Source organism: Microbacterium sp. TW_SC_2 (assembly GCF_055361165.1).
On the sequence record NZ_CM143952.1, the window covers coordinates 2,042,948 to 2,058,920 of the forward strand.

At 68.4% G+C, this 15,973-nt stretch carries 13 protein-coding genes; 4 read left to right on the forward strand and 9 right to left on the reverse strand.

The features are described 5' to 3' along the window. Positions 1-46: 46 nt before the first annotated feature. Both ACWA14_RS09700 and ACWA14_RS09705 read right to left on the reverse strand, forming a co-directional pair. Positions 47-1,387: a class II 3-deoxy-7-phosphoheptulonate synthase gene (locus tag ACWA14_RS09700; RefSeq protein ID WP_463792855.1), complete on the reverse strand. Its 1,341-nt coding sequence runs from the start codon at positions 1,385-1,387 to the stop codon at positions 47-49. 37 nt (positions 1,388-1,424) lie between these two features. Continuing rightward, positions 1,425-2,123, reverse strand: a complete 699-nt coding sequence (locus tag ACWA14_RS09705) for a lysophospholipid acyltransferase family protein (protein ID WP_463792856.1) — start codon at positions 2,121-2,123, stop codon at positions 1,425-1,427. A 149-nt stretch (positions 2,124-2,272) separates the two neighbouring features. Between ACWA14_RS09705 and ACWA14_RS09710 the strand changes: the two genes are divergently transcribed. Beyond that, positions 2,273-4,105, forward strand: coding sequence for an AMP-dependent synthetase/ligase (locus ACWA14_RS09710; protein WP_463792857.1), 1,833 nt, complete (start codon positions 2,273-2,275; stop codon positions 4,103-4,105). A 180-nt stretch (positions 4,106-4,285) separates the two neighbouring features. Here the strand turns inward: ACWA14_RS09710 and def are convergent, their stop codons facing one another. From def to ACWA14_RS09725, 3 genes are all read right to left on the reverse strand, one after another. Then, positions 4,286-4,777 carry a peptide deformylase gene (gene def, locus ACWA14_RS09715; RefSeq protein WP_463792860.1) on the reverse strand — a complete coding sequence of 164 codons (492 nt, stop codon included), beginning with the start codon at positions 4,775-4,777 and terminating at the stop codon, positions 4,286-4,288. Beyond that, entirely contained in the window at positions 4,777-6,765 is a 1,989-nt protein-coding gene (locus tag ACWA14_RS09720; protein ID WP_463792861.1) for a MinD/ParA family ATP-binding protein, read from the reverse strand. Before ACWA14_RS09720 ends, def begins: the two co-directional genes overlap by 1 nt. Before the next feature lie 66 nt (positions 6,766-6,831). Next, a complete protein-coding gene (locus tag ACWA14_RS09725; RefSeq protein WP_463792864.1) occupies positions 6,832-10,239 on the reverse strand; it encodes a pyruvate carboxylase in 3,408 nt (1,135 codons plus the stop codon). Between the two features lie 93 nt (positions 10,240-10,332). On the opposite strand from ACWA14_RS09725, the gene ACWA14_RS09730 reads away from it, so the two are divergent. Continuing rightward, positions 10,333-11,148, forward strand: coding sequence for a ParA family protein (locus tag ACWA14_RS09730; protein ID WP_463792866.1), 816 nt, complete (start codon positions 10,333-10,335; stop codon positions 11,146-11,148). A gap of 63 nt (positions 11,149-11,211) precedes the next feature. Here the strand turns inward: ACWA14_RS09730 and ACWA14_RS09735 are convergent, their stop codons facing one another. The 3 genes from ACWA14_RS09735 to ACWA14_RS09745 all read right to left on the reverse strand — a co-directional run bounded on the left by ACWA14_RS09735 (position 11,212) and on the right by ACWA14_RS09745 (position 13,028). Then, a complete protein-coding gene (locus tag ACWA14_RS09735; protein WP_463792870.1) occupies positions 11,212-11,757 on the reverse strand; it encodes a MerR family transcriptional regulator in 546 nt (181 codons plus the stop codon). A gap of 99 nt (positions 11,758-11,856) precedes the next feature. After that, positions 11,857-12,543 carry a transcriptional regulator FtsR gene (gene ftsR / locus ACWA14_RS09740; protein ID WP_463792873.1) on the reverse strand — a complete coding sequence of 229 codons (687 nt, stop codon included), beginning with the start codon at positions 12,541-12,543 and terminating at the stop codon, positions 11,857-11,859. Continuing rightward, entirely contained in the window at positions 12,543-13,028 is a 486-nt protein-coding gene (locus tag ACWA14_RS09745; RefSeq protein ID WP_463792875.1) for an FHA domain-containing protein, read from the reverse strand. Before ACWA14_RS09745 ends, ftsR begins: the two co-directional genes overlap by 1 nt. Positions 13,029-13,128: 100 nt before the next feature. Between ACWA14_RS09745 and ACWA14_RS09750 the strand changes: the two genes are divergently transcribed. Both ACWA14_RS09750 and lpdA read left to right on the forward strand, forming a co-directional pair. After that, positions 13,129-13,767, forward strand: a complete 639-nt coding sequence (locus ACWA14_RS09750) for a copper resistance CopC family protein (protein WP_463792878.1) — start codon at positions 13,129-13,131, stop codon at positions 13,765-13,767. An 18-nt stretch (positions 13,768-13,785) separates the two neighbouring features. Continuing rightward, a complete protein-coding gene (gene lpdA / locus ACWA14_RS09755) occupies positions 13,786-15,183 on the forward strand; it encodes a dihydrolipoyl dehydrogenase (RefSeq protein WP_463792881.1) in 1,398 nt (465 codons plus the stop codon). 67 nt (positions 15,184-15,250) lie between these two features. On the opposite strand, the gene ACWA14_RS09760 is transcribed toward lpdA, so the two are convergent. Then, positions 15,251-15,973, reverse strand: a complete 723-nt coding sequence (locus ACWA14_RS09760) for a methyltransferase domain-containing protein (protein ID WP_463792882.1) — start codon at positions 15,971-15,973, stop codon at positions 15,251-15,253.

Here is a 15,973-nt window from a genome sequence, read left to right on the forward strand (position 1 = left end):
GCCCTGCCCGATCGCTCGGGGAGGGCGGCTCTCTTCGTGGTCGCTGTCAGCGCTTCTCGAGCTCCTCGGCGACGAGGAAGGCCAGCTCGAGCGACTGCATGTGATTCAGACGCGGGTCGCACAGGCTCTCGTAGCGCGTCGCGAGTGCGGCCTCGTCGATGTGCTCGGAACCTCCCAGGCACTCCGTGACGTCGTCACCCGTGAGCTCGACGTGGATGCCACCGGGGAACGTGCCGACCGTGCGGTGCGCCTCGAAGAAGCCGCGCACCTCGTCGACGACGTCATCGAAGCGGCGCGTCTTGTAGCCGGTGGGCGTCGTGATGCCGTTGCCGTGCATCGGATCGGTCACCCAGAGCGGCTGGGCTCCCGAATCGCGGACGGCCTCGAGCAGGGGCGGGAGTGCATCGCGGATCTTGCCGGCTCCCATCCGCGTGATGAACGTCAGACGTCCGGGCTCACGCTCCGGGTCGAGCTTGTCGATCAGCTGCAGCGCCATCTCGGGCGTCGTCGTGGGTCCGAGCTTGACGCCGATGGGGTTGCGGATCTTGGAGAAGTAATCGACGTGAGCCCCGTCGAGCTCGCGGGTGCGCTCTCCGATCCACAGGAAGTGCGCCGAGGTGTTGTAGGGCGTGTCCGTCCGAGAATCGATGCGCGTCATCGGTCGTTCGTAGTCCATGAGCAGACCTTCGTGCCCGGTGAAGAACTCGACTCGCTTGAGCTCGTCGAAGTCCGCGCCGGCGGCCTCCATGAACTTGATCGCGCGGTCGATGTCCGCCGCCATCCGCTCGTAGCGCTGGTTCGCAGGATTCTGTGCGAAGCCCTTGTTCCAGGAGTGCACCTCGCGGAGGTCCGCGAAGCCGCCCTGCGTGAAGGCACGGATGAGGTTCAACGTCGACGCGGCGGTGTGGTAGCCCTGCAGCAGACGACCCGGGTCGGGCTGACGCGAGCCCTCGGTGAAGTCGTAACCGTTCACGATGTCGCCGCGGTAGGCGGGCAGCGTCACATCGCCGCGGGTCTCGGTGTCGCTCGAGCGCGGCTTGGCGAACTGCCCGGCCATGCGCCCCATCTTCACGACCGGCATGGCGGCGCCGTACGTGAGCACGACCGCCATCTGCAGGACGGTCTTGATGCGGTTGCGGATCTGGTCTGCAGTCGCTCCGGCGAAGGTCTCGGCGCAGTCGCCACCCTGGAGGAGGAAGGCCTGTCCGGACGCAGCCCGTGCGAGACGGTCGCGAAGGTTGTCGACCTCACCGGCGAACACGAGCGGCGGAAGGCCGGCGATCTGCTGCGAGACCTCGGCGACACGCGCGGTGTCGTTCCACTGCGGCTGCTGCTTGATGGGAAGCGAGCGCCACGCGTCAAGGGCGTCGTTGTGGTGCGAGATCATGCCACAATCCTAGTGGTCGCCTCGGAGCCGGGACGCCTCAGGAGCGCTGTGTGACGCGGGCCGGAGAGCGGTCCTTCACGGTCGAGGCGTAGACGTCCTCGTAGTGCTGTTCGCCCAGCCGTTGCAGCGCGACCATGATCTCGTCCGTGACCGATCGCAGGATGTAGCGGTCGTTCTCCATGCCGGCGTAGCGCGAGAAGTCGAGGGGCTCGCCGATGACGATCCCGACGCGCACGACGCGAGGAAGACGCTGCCCGATCGGCATCGCGGTGTCGGTGTCCACCATCACCACGGGGACGACGGGGACCCGCGCCTCGAGGGCCATGCGAGCGATGCCCGTACGACCCCGATACAGCTTCCCGTCGGGGCTGCGGGTGCCCTCGGGATAGATGCCGAGCAGATCTCCCCCGCCGAGCACCTGCAAGCCGGTGTTGAGCGACGCCTCCGACGCCTTGCCTCCGGAGCGGTCGATCGGCAGCTGTCCCGTCGCCTTCATGAAGAACTTCGTCGCCCAGCCCTTGGGGCCCCGCCCCGTGAAGTAGTCGCTCTTGGCGAGGAAGGACATCCGGCGATCGATCACGAGGGGCAGGAAGATCGAGTCCGCGAAGGAGAGGTGGTTGCTGGCCAGGATCGCCGCACCGGCCGCGGGCACGTTGTTCCGCCCGACGATCCAGGGACGGAAGATCCCTTTGACCAGCGGGCCGATCACGACGTACTTCATGAGCCAGTAGAACATCGAGGTGAAGTCTAGCGCCGCCCTCGGCATCCGCCGGGAATGCATTCTCCCGCCGCCCTGCACCGCGACTGAGTTTCACCAGGTGTGCGACCCGGTGCCATGCTCTAGACTGACCTCACCCCGTCCCGACCGGTACCGAAGGAGCTGCCGTGGTTCAGTTCGAAGTCCCCGCGATCGTCCCCGCCGACCCCGATGCGAACATCGCCGACCTTCTCGCGAAGCGCGTCGAGGCGACTCCTGATCGCGCCCTGTTCTCGGTCCCCGAGGGAGACGGGTGGCGCGACATCTCCGCCGCCGACTTCCAGACCGCGGTCATCGCCCTGGCGAAGGGCTTCGTCGCCTCGGGAATCCAGCCGGGCGACAAGGTCGGCTTCCTGGCGCGCACCACGTACGAGTGGACCCTGATCGACTTCGCCCTCTTCTATGCCGGCGCCGTGATGGTCCCGATCTACGAGACCAGCTCCCCCTCTCAGATCCAGTGGATCATGGAGGACTCCGGGGCGAGTGCCCTCATCGTCGAGTCGCCCGAACACTTCGCACGCGTCGACGAGGTCCGCAGCGAGCTCCCGCTCATCCGGGAGACCTGGCAGTTGCACCTCGGCGCGATCGACGCCCTCACCGCGAAGGGCGCGTCTGTCGAGGACGCCGAGATCGAGCGACGTCGCAACCTCGCGAAGGGGTCCGACATCGCGACCCTCATCTACACCTCCGGTTCGACCGGACGACCGAAGGGTTGCGTGCTCACGCACAGCAACTTCGTCGAGCTCACGCGGAACTCCGCCAAGGCTCTCGACGCCGTCGTGCAGACGCCCGGCGCCTCGACGCTGCTGTTCATCACCACGGCGCATGTGTTCGCCCGCTTCATCTCCATCCTCGACGTCCATGCCGGTGTGCGCACGGGCCACCAGCCGGACACCCGCCAGCTGCTCCCCGCTCTCGGGTCCTTCAAGCCGACCTTCCTCCTCGCGGTCCCCCGCGTGTTCGAGAAGGTCTACAACTCCGCTGAGCAGAAGGCCGAGGCCGGCGGGAAGGGCAAGATCTTCCGCGCGGCCGCCGATGTCGCGATCGAGCACTCGAAGATCCTCGAGGAGGGCGGCAAGGTCCCGTTCGGGATGAAGCTGAAGTTCGCGCTGTTCAACAAGCTCGTCTACAGCAAGCTGCGCGAGGCCATGGGCGGCAAGGTCGTCTATGCGGTCTCGGGTTCCGCACCGCTGGGCTCGCGCCTCGGGCACTTCTTCCACAGCCTCGGCGTCGTGATCCTCGAGGGATACGGCCTGACCGAGACGACTGCTCCCGCGACCGTGAACCTGGCCGACAAGTCGAAGATCGGGACCGTCGGACCCGCTCTGCCGGGGGTGGGCGTGCGTCTCGCGGATGACGGGGAGATCGAGGTCCGCGGCGTCAACGTGTTCCGCGAGTACTGGAACAACCCGGAGGCCACGGCCGAGGCCTTCAGCGAAGGCGGCTGGTTCCGCACGGGCGACATCGGCAGCTTCGACTCCGAGGGCTTCCTCACGATCACCGGCCGCAAGAAGGAGATCATCGTGACCGCGGGCGGCAAGAACGTCGCGCCCGCCGCACTCGAGGACCCCATCCGCGCGAACCCGATCATCGGGCAGGTCGTGGTCGTCGGCGATCAGCGCCCCTTCATCTCCGCGCTGGTCACGCTCGACCCCGAGATGCTTCCGAACTGGTTGTCGAACAACGGCCTCCCGTCCGACATGTCCCTGGCCGACGCGGCGAAGAACGAGACGGTGCACGCCGAAGTCCAGCGCGCGGTCGATACCGCCAACGCTCGGGTCTCCCGCGCGGAGTCGATCCGCAAGTTCACGATCCTCGACTCCGAATGGACCGAGGCATCCGGGCACCTCACTCCCAAGCTCTCGATCAAGCGCAACGTGATCATGAGCGACTTCGCTGACGAGATCTCCGCGATCTACGACGAGCCGGTCACCACGACCAACGTCGCGATCGGCGGCTGACTCCCCGTCGGCTCGCGCGTCGACCCGGCCCCTCGCGCGTCGACCCGTCGGCTCGCGCGCCGACCCGGCCCTTTGTGATCGAACGGCCCCCTTATGCACGCGCATAAGGGGGCCGTTCGATCACAAAGGGGCCGGTCGGCGTTCGGGAAGCAGCGACGAGCTCGCGAACGCGCTCTAGTGCTAGAACCAGTCGCTCTCGCGCACCTCTCGCATCGCGGTGCGCCGGGTCTCCGGGGCGAGTCGGGAGAGGTAGAGCGTGCCGTCGAGGTGATCGGTCTCGTGCTGGAGCGCCTGGGCGAACAATCCCTCGCCTTCGAGCACGACCGGTCGGCCGTCGAGGTCGATCCCCTCCACCCGGGCCCACGGGTGGCGCAAGGCATCGTGCCACAGCCCGGGTACGGACAGGCAGCCCTCCCCGGTCGGCACCGCCTCACCGCGGACCTCGGTCAGCACCGGGTTGAGGACGTATCCGATGTCCCCGTCGATGTTGTAGCTGAACGCCCGGGACGCGACCCCGATCTGGGGAGCTGCGACTCCGGCCCGCCCCGGGATCTCGACCGTGTCGATCAGGTCGGCGACGAGCGCCCGCACGCCGTCGTCGATGTCCTCGATGGGCGCGCACACCGTGCGCAGCACGGGGTCACCGAAGATGCGGATCTCGCGGACCGCCATCAGGCGCCCTTCGCTCGCAGGCCCTCGACCAGCACCGCGGCGAGTTCCCGTGCGGCGGAGCGGGTCTCCGGCTTCAGATGTGCGAAGACGATGGTCCCGCCTCCCGCGATCTGGGGGTCGTACGGCATGCGGACCACACGCTTCACCCTCGACGCGAAGTGCTTCTCGAGCTCGTTCAACCGCACCAGCGGAGCCCCGGACGTGGACTGGTTCAGGACGACGATGGCGTCTCTCACCCGCTCCGCGTGTCCGTTGCTCTCGAGCCAGGTGAGCGTCTCGGAAGCCAGCCGTGCCTCATCGACGCTCAGGCCGGAGACGATCACGAGCTGATCCGAGAGGTCCAGCGTCGCCGACATCACGGAATGCACGATTCCCGTCCCCGTGTCGGTGAGCACGAGCGAGTAGTAGTGCGCGGCGACGCCCGCGACGTCCCGGTAGTCGCTGTCGCTGAAGGCGTCGGCGACATGCGGGTCAGAATCGGACGCCAGCACGTCCAGCCGCGTGGCGTCGCGCGCGACGATCGCCGAGATGTCGTGATATCCGCGCACCTCATCATGGATGCGGACGAGGTCGCGCACCGACTTCGAGTGCTGGGGCCGCTCCACGCGATCCGCCAGCGTTCCCCGATCGGGATTGGCATCGACGGCGATCACCCGGTCGTCTCGGGCGTCGGCGAGAGCCATCCCGAGGAGTGCCGTGATCGTCGTCTTGCCTACGCCTCCCTTGCGTGAGAGCACCGGCACGAACCGCGCTCCGCCGGTCAGTGGGGCAGCGATGCGCGCCGACAACGCCTTGCGCTCCCTGGCACGTCGTCCGTCACCGATGTTGATGCGGTGTCCGGAGATCGAGTAGAGGAAGTGGCTCCAGGCGCCTTCCGGCTCCGGCTTGGACCGGCGGCTGGGATCGAGCAGTCGATCAGCCGTCAGGAGATCGGCGCTCTCGCGACCGGACTCCCCGAGCTGATCGAGCCGCTTCGAGGTCAGCGCGACGTCGGTGCGCGCCGAGGCACGCGTCGGCTGGGTGATCGGTGCCTTGTCCGCGGGTGTGCTCACGACGGTGATCTCCTTCTCGTTCGGCGATGCCGGAGCGGATGCGGCGAGTACCGTCGCCCGTCCGTCGCCATCGGCCTTCGCCCGGGCGACGAACTCCGCGGCGGAGCGTGCCTCCTCGGCCGCACGACGTTCCGCCTCGCGTGCTGCGTCCTCGCGCTCCGCCTCGGCAGCACGCTCCGCTTCGGCGGCACGCTCCGCCTCGGCGGCACGCTCAGCCTCCGCGGCACGCTCAGCCTGACGTCCAGCCTCCGCGGCTGCCTCAGCCTCACGCTCGGCCTCTGCGGCTGCCTCAGCCTCACGCTCGACCTCAGCGGCAGCTTCACGCTCAGCCTCCGCGGCTGCCTCAGCCTCACCCTCGGCCTCAGCGGCAGCTTCAGCTTCACGCTCAGCCTCCGCGGCTGCCCCAGCCTCACGCTCGGCCTCAGCCGCGCGCGCCGCCTCCTCGGCCTCACGCTCCGCCTCTGCGGCAACCTCGGCCTCCGCGGCACGCGCAGCCTCACGCTCGGCCTCAGCCTCAGCCTCGGCCTGTTCTGCGGGATCAGCGTCGTCGCTCTCCTCCGCGACGAGCGGCTCCGAAGACGGCTCCTGCGCGGCAGGCTCGTCCTCGAGCTCCGCCTCCACGGCAGGCTCCGCCTCCTCGGCATCGACGCTCGCGGCAGCACCGCCCAGGGCGAGCCTGCCGGTCTCCGCCGCTCGTGCTGCCTCCACCGGCGTCAGGGCCTCGAGTTCGTGTGCGTCCACGATGAGGTCGACCACGACCTCTCCGTCGAGAACGCCGTCATCTGCGAGATCGTCGTCCTCTTCCTGGGGCAGGGCGACACGCACCTGAGCGGTGCCGGGAAGGATGCCGATCCCCGTCGTATCGAGGGAAGCGGCGTCGTCGAGCACCCCCAACGAGTCCTCATCGAGGGGGCCGGCGTTGTTCTTCGGGGTCACGGTATCGCTCCAAGCCTGCGCGAGCCTCGGGTGCGCACATCGTGCGCGGCCCTCGCCCGGACAAGATTAGTGCGCGGGACGGATGACGAGCAAAAGATCCCCGGCGTCCACCTGCTGCGTGGAGGAGATCGCGAGACGTTCGATGACCCCGTCGACGGGTGCGGTGATGGCCGCCTCCATCTTCATCGCCTCGATCGACGCGACCGGTTCCCCCGCCCGGACGGCGTCACCGACCTCGGATTTCAGCGTCACGACACCGGAGAACGGAGCGGCCACATGACCGGAGATCGACGTGTCCGCGCGTTCCACCTCGTGCGCGTCGACCGCGACCGAGGTGTCCCGAACGAAGACCGGCCGGAGCTGACCGTTCAGTGTCGTCATGACCGTGCGCATCCCCCGATCATCCGCATCGCCGATGGCTTCGAGCCCGACGTACAGCTGCACGCCGCGGTCGATCTCGATCAGATGCTCCTGACCCTGCACCAGCCCGTAGAGGTAGTCGCCGGTGTCGAGGACCGAGAGGTCGCCGTACAGCTCTCGCGTCTCGGTGAAGATCTGCGTCGGCGCCGGGAACAGGAGCGTGTTCAGACGCGCGCGACGCTCCGCGCTCTCGCCGGCCAGCGCCGCCTCGTCCTCCGCCGTGATGTCCGTGATGCCGATCCGCACGGAGCGTCCGGCCAGCACCTTGGTGCGGAACGGCTCCGGCCATCCCCCGGGCAGGTCACCGAGTTCTCCCGCCATGAAGCCGACGACGGAGTCCGGAACGTCGTACTTCTCCGGATTCGCTTCGAAGTCCGCGGGATCCGCCTTGACAGCCGCGAGATGCAGGGCGAGGTCGCCGACCACCTTCGATGACGGCGTCACCTTCGGCACCCGTCCGAGAATGCGGTCCGCGGCGGCGTACATGTCCTCGATCAGCTCGAAGTCATCGGCCAGACCGAGTGCCTTCGCCTGCTGACGCAGATTCGACAGCTGACCACCGGGAATCTCGTGGTGGTAGACGCGCCCGGTGGGTCCGGGGAGCCCCGACTCGAAGGGCGCGTACTGGCGGCGAACCGCCTCCCAGTAGGGCTCGAGGTCGGACACGGCAGCGAGCTCGATGCCGCTGTCGCGCTCGGTGTGCGCCAGGGCGGCGACCAGGGCCGACAGCGATGGCTGACTGGTCGTACCCGACAGAGGAGCGGATGCCGCGTCCACCGCGTCCACGCCGACGTCGCTCGCGGCGAGCAGCGTGGCCAGCTGTCCGCCGGCGGTGTCGTGGGTGTGCAGATGCACCGGAAGGTCGAAGCGGGCGCGCAGAGCCGAGACCAGCGTTGCCGCGGCGGCGGGGCGCAGCAGGCCCGCCATGTCCTTGATCGCGATGATGTGCGCCCCGGCTGCGACGATCTGATCCGCGAGGTTCAGGTAGTAGTCGAGCGTGTAGAGGTCTTCCGCGGGGTCGAGGAGGTCTCCGGTGTAGCACAGCGCGACCTCCGCGACCGCGGTGCCGGTGCGTCTGACCGCTTCGATCGCCGGTCGCATCTGCGCGACGTCGTTCAACGCGTCGAAGATGCGGAAGATGTCGACCCCGCTGGCCGCCGCCTCGGCGACGAACGCATCGGTCACCGCCGTGGGGTACGGGGTGTATCCGACCGTGTTCCGCCCCCGCAACAGCATCTGGATCGCCACGTTCGGCAGCGCGGCGCGCAGCTTGTCGAGGCGCTCCCAGGGGTCTTCGCCGAGGAAACGAAGCGCCACGTCGTACGTCGCGCCGCCCCAGGCCTCGACCGAGAGCAGACCGGGGGTCAGCTGTGCGATGTACGGCGCAGCGGCGACGAGGTCCTTGGTGCGGACGCGGGTGGCGAGCAGGGACTGGTGCGCGTCGCGGAAGGTCGTGTCGGTGATCGCGAGCGCGGTCTGCTCCCGCAGACTCCGCGCGAAGCCGTCCGGTCCGAGCTCGAGGAGGCGCTGGCGCGAACCCGGCGCGGGCTCCGCCGTGAGATCGACGACGGGCAGTTTGGAGCGGGGATCGACGGATCCGGGGTGCGCTCCGTGCGGCTTGTTGACCGTGACGTCGACCAGCCAGTTCAGCATCTTCGTCCCGCGGTCCTTCGACACGTGACCCCGCAGCAGGTCGGGACGCTCGTCGATGAAAGACGTGCTCACGTCACCCGACACGAACGCCTCATCCTCGAGAAGCGCCTGCAGGAACGGGATATTGGTCGAGACTCCGCGGATGCGGAACTCCGCCAGGGCCCGCCGTGCGCGAGCGACCGCGGCAGGGAAGTCGCGACCGCGGCACGTGAGCTTCGCCAGCATCGAGTCGAAGTGCGGGCTGATCTGCGCGCCCTGATGCACGGTTCCGCCGTCGAGGCGGATGCCGGCGCCGCCGGGAGAGCGGTACGTCGTGATCTTGCCGGTGTCCGGCCGGAAGCCCTGGGTCGGGTCCTCCGTCGTGATGCGGCACTGCAGCGCCGCTCCGCGCAGATGCAGATCCTGCTGCTGCAGCCCGAGCGCGGCGAGACTCTGACCAGCGGCGATGCGCATCTGGCTCTGCACCAGGTCGACGTCGGTGACCTCCTCGGTCACCGTGTGCTCGACCTGGATGCGCGGGTTCATCTCGATGAACACGACCTCGCCGGTGCGATCGCCCGCCGTCTCCAGGAGGAACTCGACGGTGCCGGCGTTCTCGTAGCCGATCGAGCGGGCGAACGCGACGGCGTAGCCGTGCAGCGCCGTCCGGACGTCGTCATCCAGATTCGGCGCCGGGGCGATCTCGACCACCTTCTGGTGCCGGCGCTGCACCGAGCAGTCGCGCTCGAAGAGGTGCACCGTCTCGCCCGTCTTGTCGGCGAGGATCTGCACCTCGATGTGGCGCGGGCGCACGACCGCCTGTTCGAGGAACATGCGGGCATCGCCGAAGGCGCTGGCCGCCTCGCGCATGGCCTCGGCCAGTGCGGGAGCGAGGTCGCCCGGCGACTCGACCCGCCGCATGCCGCGACCGCCACCACCGGCGACGGCCTTCGCGAACAGCGGGAAGCCGATGTCCTGTGCCTGAGCGACGAGCGCGTCCACATCGTCGGAGGCTTCCGTCGAGCGCAGCACGGGAACCCCGGCTTCCACGGCATGCCGCTTGGCCTCGACCTTGTTCCCCGCCATCTCGAGCACCGCCGCCGGGGGCCCGACGAAGACGATGCCGTTCGCGGCGGCCTTCTCGGCCAGCTCCGGGTTCTCGGAGAGGAACCCGTAGCCGGGGTAGATGGCATCCGCACCCGACTCGAGGGCGACGCGGATGATCTCGTCCACGTCGAGGTACGCGCGGACGGGATGACCCCGCTCGCCGATCTCGTAGGCTTCGTCCGCCTTGAGACGATGCACGGAGCCCCTGTCCTCGTGCGGGAAGACGGCGACCGTCTTGGCTCCCACCTCGTACGCCGCTCGGAAGGCGCGGATCGCGATCTCTCCGCGGTTGGCCACAAGGATCTTCTGGAACATGCACACCTCTGGAGGCTCGATGCGCGGCGCAATCGACGCACATGGGGCGGGGCTGAGTGTTCCCTCAGCCTAGAGGAAGGTAACGTGGAGTCCGTGCACGTACTCAGCGTCAGTTCCCTCAAGGGTGGCGTCGGCAAGACAACGGTGACCCTCGGCTTGGCCTCTGCGGCCTTCGCGCGGGGCGTCCGTACGCTCGTCGTCGATCTCGACCCGCAGTCCGACGTGTCGACCGGTATGGACATCCAGGTCGCCGGCCGCCTCAACATCGCCGATGTGCTGGCGAACCCGAAGGAGAAGGTCGTCCGTCAGGCGATCACCTCCAGCGGGTGGGCCAAGGTGCACCCCGGCACCATCGATGTCCTCATCGGGAGCCCGTCGGCGATCAACTTCGACGGTCCGCACCCGAGCGTCCGTGACGTCTGGAAGCTCGAGGAGGCACTCGCCGCTGTGGAGGCCGACTACGATCTCGTGCTCGTCGACTGTGCCCCCTCGCTCAACGCCCTGACCCGCACGGCGTGGGCGGCGAGCGACCGCGTCATGGTCGTCACCGAGCCGGGCCTGTTCTCGGTCGCCGCTGCCGACCGCGCGCTGCGCGCGATCGAGGAGATCCGACGCGGCCTCTCCCCCCGGCTCCAGCCGCTCGGCATCGTCGTCAACCGCGTGCGTCCGCAGTCGATCGAGCACCAGTTCCGCATCAAGGAACTGCGCGACATGTTCGGCCCGCTCGTCCTCGCCCCTCAGCTTCCGGAGCGCACGTCTCTGCAGCAGGCCCAGGGCGCAGCGAAGCCGCTGCACATCTGGCCCGGCGACTCCGCGCAGGAGCTCGCCGCCGATTTCGATCAGCTTCTCGACCGCATCATCCGCACGGGTCGCATCGCCGTTCCCGAGCTGGGCGCCGCACAGAGCTGACCCCTTCCCCGTGCACAGCGAAACGGCCACCCTCGACTGCGAGGGTGGCCGTTCTCGTGTGAGTCAGGCGGAGCGCTTGGTGCGACGCGCGGAGAGTTCGTCGACCGGATCCGGAGCCGTGGCCTCGAAGGCCACGAGAGTGGATTCCACCTCGCGGAGGACCTTTCCGACGGCGATGCCGAAGACGCCCTGCCCCCGGCTGACCAGGTCGATGACCTCATCGTTCGAGGTGCACAGGTAGACGGATGCCCCATCGCTCATGAGCGTGGTCCCGGCGAGATCGCGGATGCCCGCGCGGCGCAGCTCGTCGACGGCGGTGCGGATCTGCTGGAGGGAGATGCCGGTGTCGAGAAGGCTCTTCACGAGCTTGAGGACCAGGATGTCGCGGAAGCCGTAGAGACGCTGCGATCCGGAGCCGTTCGCCCCGCGCACGGTGGGTTCGACCAGTTCGGTCCGGGCCCAGTAGTCCAGCTGACGGTACGTGATCCCGGCCGCTCGAGCGGCGACCGCACCGCGGTAGCCGACCTCGTCGTCCATGGCGGGCAAGCCGTCGGTGAAGAGGAGTTCGGGCACGAACTGCGGGTCTCCCGCAAGCTCATCCGTGTTCATCTGACTTCCTCCCTGGAACGGCTATCTCCACGCTAGAGCAGTGCCCCCACCGCATCAATCACATCCGTGCGACCCCGAAGGTGTGTCGCAATCAGTTCGTTACGTAAGGATCCGCGCGAGTGCGTCCTTGATGAAGAGCGCGCGCACATCATCGATCTTCCCGACCAGTTCCGGTGCCAGCTCACTGGCCTTCGCGCGTGAGGCGGTGTCGGTGCGACGCAGCAGTGACGACATCGCGGACTCGATCAGCGCCACCTCGCGCTCGGCCCCCTGGCGGAGGGAGCGGAGGTGCCGGGGCTCGATGCCGTGCCGGTCCAGCGCCACCAGGCCGCGCAGCAGGGCGAGGACGGACTCGGGATAGCTCTCCTGCGCGACGATGACACCCGTGCTGATCGCGTCGTTGAGCAGCTGCGGGCCGGCGCCGGCCGCGGCGAGGAGCTCACTGCGCCGGTAACGGCGCGGAGCGGGCGTGATCGACGGCGGCGGCAGCAGCGACGCGGACTCGCCGCGCTCCGCTGCCTGGTCGAGCTGTTCGCGGATGACGCTCAGCGGGAGATAGTGGTCGCGCTGGAGCGTGAGCCCGATGCGCAGACGTTCGATGTCGGATGCCGAGAACTTCCGGTAGCCGGATTCCGTGCGTGACGGCGTGACGATCCCCTGCACTTCGAGGAAGCGCAGTTTGCTGGACGTGAGCTCCGGGAAGTCCGGCGTCAGCCTCGCCAGCACCTGACCGATGCTCAGAAGCCCCGCGGACGCGGAGCGTTCGCGGGCGGCGGAAGCCGCCATCAGGCGTTCGTCGCAGGGCGATCGAGAGGAGAGGCGAAGAAGTTCAGGCGGAACTTGCCCACGCGCAGCTCGGAGCCGTCGACGAGCGGGCTGCGATCGACGCGCTCGCCGTTCGCGTAGGTGCCGTTGAGGGAGCGCTGATCGATGATCTCGAACGTGGTCCCGGTGCGAGTGATCTCGGCGTGACGACGCGACACGGTCACGTCGTCGAAGAAGATGTCGGCCTCGGGATGGCGTCCGACGGTCGTCACGTCGGTGTCGAGCAGGTAGCGGGCGCCCGCGAGCGCGCCGGACCGAACCAGCAGCAACGCGGATCCCGACGGCAGCGCCGCGATCGCGGTCTGCTCGACATCGGTCAACTCCACACCGAACGGCACGAAGGACAAGTCCGAATCGTGGCCGAACGTCTGCGTCACGTCGTGTCTCTGCTCGCCGGAACGGTGGATCGCTGCGTCCCCGGCCGATCGGCTGTCACTGTCTGTCACTTTGCCCTCCTCACTGTCCAGACTAACGGATTCCGAGGGGCTGGCGGGAGGCTGCGTCCAGACTCAGGCATCCCCCCACGGCATTACCTAGGCTGGACGGGTGCATACCGCAGCCCGCCGCTCCCCCTTCCGTCCGATCGCCCTCGCCGCGAGCGTGCTCGCCGCGTTCCTGATCCTCGTCTCACCGCTCTCCGCCTCGGCGCACGACGCTCTGACCGCTTCCTCTCCGGAGGCCGACAGCTCGATGGCGACGCTGCCGTCCGAACTCACCCTCACCTTCAGCGCCGACCTGCTCGGCGGCGAGGGATCGACCGAGGTCGTGGTGATGGACGCGGACGAGAACTCCGTGACCGACGGCGACGCCACCGTGTCCGGCCCCGTGGTCACCCAGCCCCTCGTGGCGGCAGCCGCCGCCGGGGAGTACCACGTCATCTGGAAGGTCGTGTCGAGCGACGGGCACCCCATCTCCGGCGAGTACTACTTCACCGTGACCGAGGGCACTCCGGCCGCGGAGTCGACCTCCAGTCCTGCCCCGGAGACCGCCGCTCCGACCGCAGAAGCTTCCCCGGCCCCCGTCACCAGCGACCCGGCGACGCCCGCCGACGGCGAGGCCGAGAGCGCAGCACCGACGATCTGGATCGTGTCGATCCTCGGCGCCCTGGCGGTCGTCGCGCTCATCGTCTGGCTGACGCTGCGGTCGCGGCGGAACGCTCGTCCCACCGATTCCGACCGTTCCTGAGAGCGATAGGCTGGAGCCATGCCACATTACGATGTCGTCATCCTCGGTGCAGGTCCTGGTGGATACGTCGCTGCGGTTCGCAGCGCTCAGCTCGGACTGTCCACCGCCATCATCGAAGAGAAGTACTGGGGCGGTGTCTGCCTGAACGTCGGCTGCATCCCGTCCAAGGCCCTTCTGAAGAACGCGGAGCTCGCGCACACGCTCAACCACAAGGCCGATTTCTTCGGCATCTCCGGTGAGTTCACGATCGACTACGGCAAAGCGTTCGACCGCAGCCGCGTCGTCGCAGACGGTCGCGTCAAGGGCATCCACTTCCTGATGAAGAAGAACAAGGTGACCGAGTACGACGGTCGCGGCACCTTCACGGGCCCGAAGGCGATCTCGGTCGCCAAGGCCGACGGCTCGACGGAGGAGGTCACGTTCGACAACGCGATCATCGCCACCGGCTCCAAGGTGCGCCTTCTGCCCGGCGTGACCCTCAGTGACAACGTCGTGACGTACGAGGAGCAGATCCTCAGCCGCGAGCTGCCGAAGTCGATCGTCATCGTCGGCGCCGGCGCCATCGGCATGGAGTTCGCCTACGTGATGACGAACTACGGCGTCAAGGTCACCATCATCGAGTTCCTCGACCGCGCACTCCCCAATGAGGATGCCGACGTGTCGAAGGAGATCACGAAGCAGTACAAGAACTACGGCGTCGACATCCTCACCTCCACCAAGGTGGAGACGGTCGTGGACAACGGCTCCTCGGTCACGGTCACGTACACCGGTAAGGACGGCCAGCAGAGCTCGATCGAAGCCGACAAGGTGCTCATGTCGGTCGGCTTCGCCCCGAACATCGAAGGCTTCGGCCTCGAGGCCACCGGCGTGAAGCTCACCGAGCGCGGCGCGATCGACATCGACGACCACATGCGCACCAACGTCGAGGGCATCTACGCGATCGGTGACGTCACCGCGAAGCTGCAGCTCGCGCACGTCGCCGAGGCGCAGGGTGTCGTCGCCGCCGAGACCATCGGAAAGGCGGAGACCCAGACCCTGGGCGACTACCGCATGATGCCGCGCGCCACCTTCTGCTCGCCGCAGGTCGCGTCGTTCGGCCTCACCGAGCAGCAGGCCAAGGACGAGGGGCGCGACATCAAGGTCGTGTCGTTCCCGTTCATGGCGAACGGCAAGGCGCACGGTCTGGGTGAGCCGGTCGGCTTCGTCAAGCTCATCGCGGATGCCGAGCACCTCGAGCTCATCGGCGCCCACATGATCGGCCCCGACGTGTCGGAGCTCCTGCCCGAGCTGACGCTGGCGCAGAAGTGGGACCTCACCGCCCTCGAGCTCGCACGCAACGTGCACACGCACCCGACGCTGTCGGAGGCGCTCCAGGAGGGCTTCCACGGCCTCGCGGGGCACATGATCAACTTCTGATCTTCGACCCGAACGACGAAGGCCCGGTCCGCACATCGCGGACCGGGCCTTCGTCATCCCTGATGACTCAGCCTCGGGCTCTTCCGCCGTCCCACCGCAGTTGCAGGCGCGCGGGCACGCCCGGCCGCACGGTCCACCCCTCGGGTGCACGCGCGCGGAGCTCCGCGGCGGTGTGCGATCGGCGGATGCTCAGGAGACCGTCCTCGCGGATGAACGAGCCGGCCAGATAGTTGCGGGCGAACGGCAGAGTAGCCGCCGAATACAGGGCGTACGCCGCACGGCTCCGCGCGATGTCGTGATGCGCGACGACCCCGGTGTCCGACACGAGACGCTGCGTGTCGACGAGCACCCGGGACAGCTCGTCATCTGTCAGGTGGTGCAGCAGGTGGTTCGACAGCACCACGTCGAACCTCTCCCCCGTCGTCACGAGCTCGTCGGTCGCGGCGACCCGGTAGCGCACGCCCGCCCCGGCGTCGTGAGCCTGCGCCCAGGTCATCGCCCGCTCGTCGGGATCGAGGGCGGTGATCTCGGCGGACAGGCCGTCTCGGCGGAGGAAAGCGGCCAGGGCGCGGCACAGGTCCCCGCCGCCGGCACCCACATCGAGGATGCGGATCCGCCCCGCGCGGGCACGCGGGCGGACGTCCTCCCGGTACACCGCGCCCGGGCGGGAGACGAGGGCGTTGACGACCTCGAACCGCCGATACGTGTGCGCCAGCATCTGCGGATCGGCATCCGGGGCATCCATCAGCTCGCGGGCATCCACGGCACGGGACGAGAGATCAGGCCGCAT

Bases quoted from the DNA above. Each gene is read 5' to 3' on its own strand.
- ACWA14_RS09700 (WP_463792855.1), bottom strand. From the start codon at position 1,387: ATGATCTCGCACCACAACGACGCCCTTGACGCGTGGCGCTCGCTTCCC.
- ftsR (WP_463792873.1), bottom strand. From the start codon at position 12,543: ATGGCGGCTTCCGCCGCCCGCGAACGCTCCGCGTCCGCGGGGCTTCTG.
- ACWA14_RS09735 (WP_463792870.1), bottom strand. From the start codon at position 11,757: ATGAACACGGATGAGCTTGCGGGAGACCCGCAGTTCGTGCCCGAACTC.
- ACWA14_RS09725 (WP_463792864.1), bottom strand. From the start codon at position 10,239: ATGTTCCAGAAGATCCTTGTGGCCAACCGCGGAGAGATCGCGATCCGC.
- ACWA14_RS09705 (WP_463792856.1), bottom strand. From the start codon at position 2,123: ATGTTCTACTGGCTCATGAAGTACGTCGTGATCGGCCCGCTGGTCAAA.
- ACWA14_RS09760 (WP_463792882.1), bottom strand. From the start codon at position 15,973: ATGCGGCCTGATCTCTCGTCCCGTGCCGTGGATGCCCGCGAGCTGATG.
- def (WP_463792860.1), bottom strand. From the start codon at position 4,777: ATGGCGGTCCGCGAGATCCGCATCTTCGGTGACCCCGTGCTGCGCACG.
- lpdA (WP_463792881.1), top strand. From the start codon at position 13,786: ATGCCACATTACGATGTCGTCATCCTCGGTGCAGGTCCTGGTGGATAC.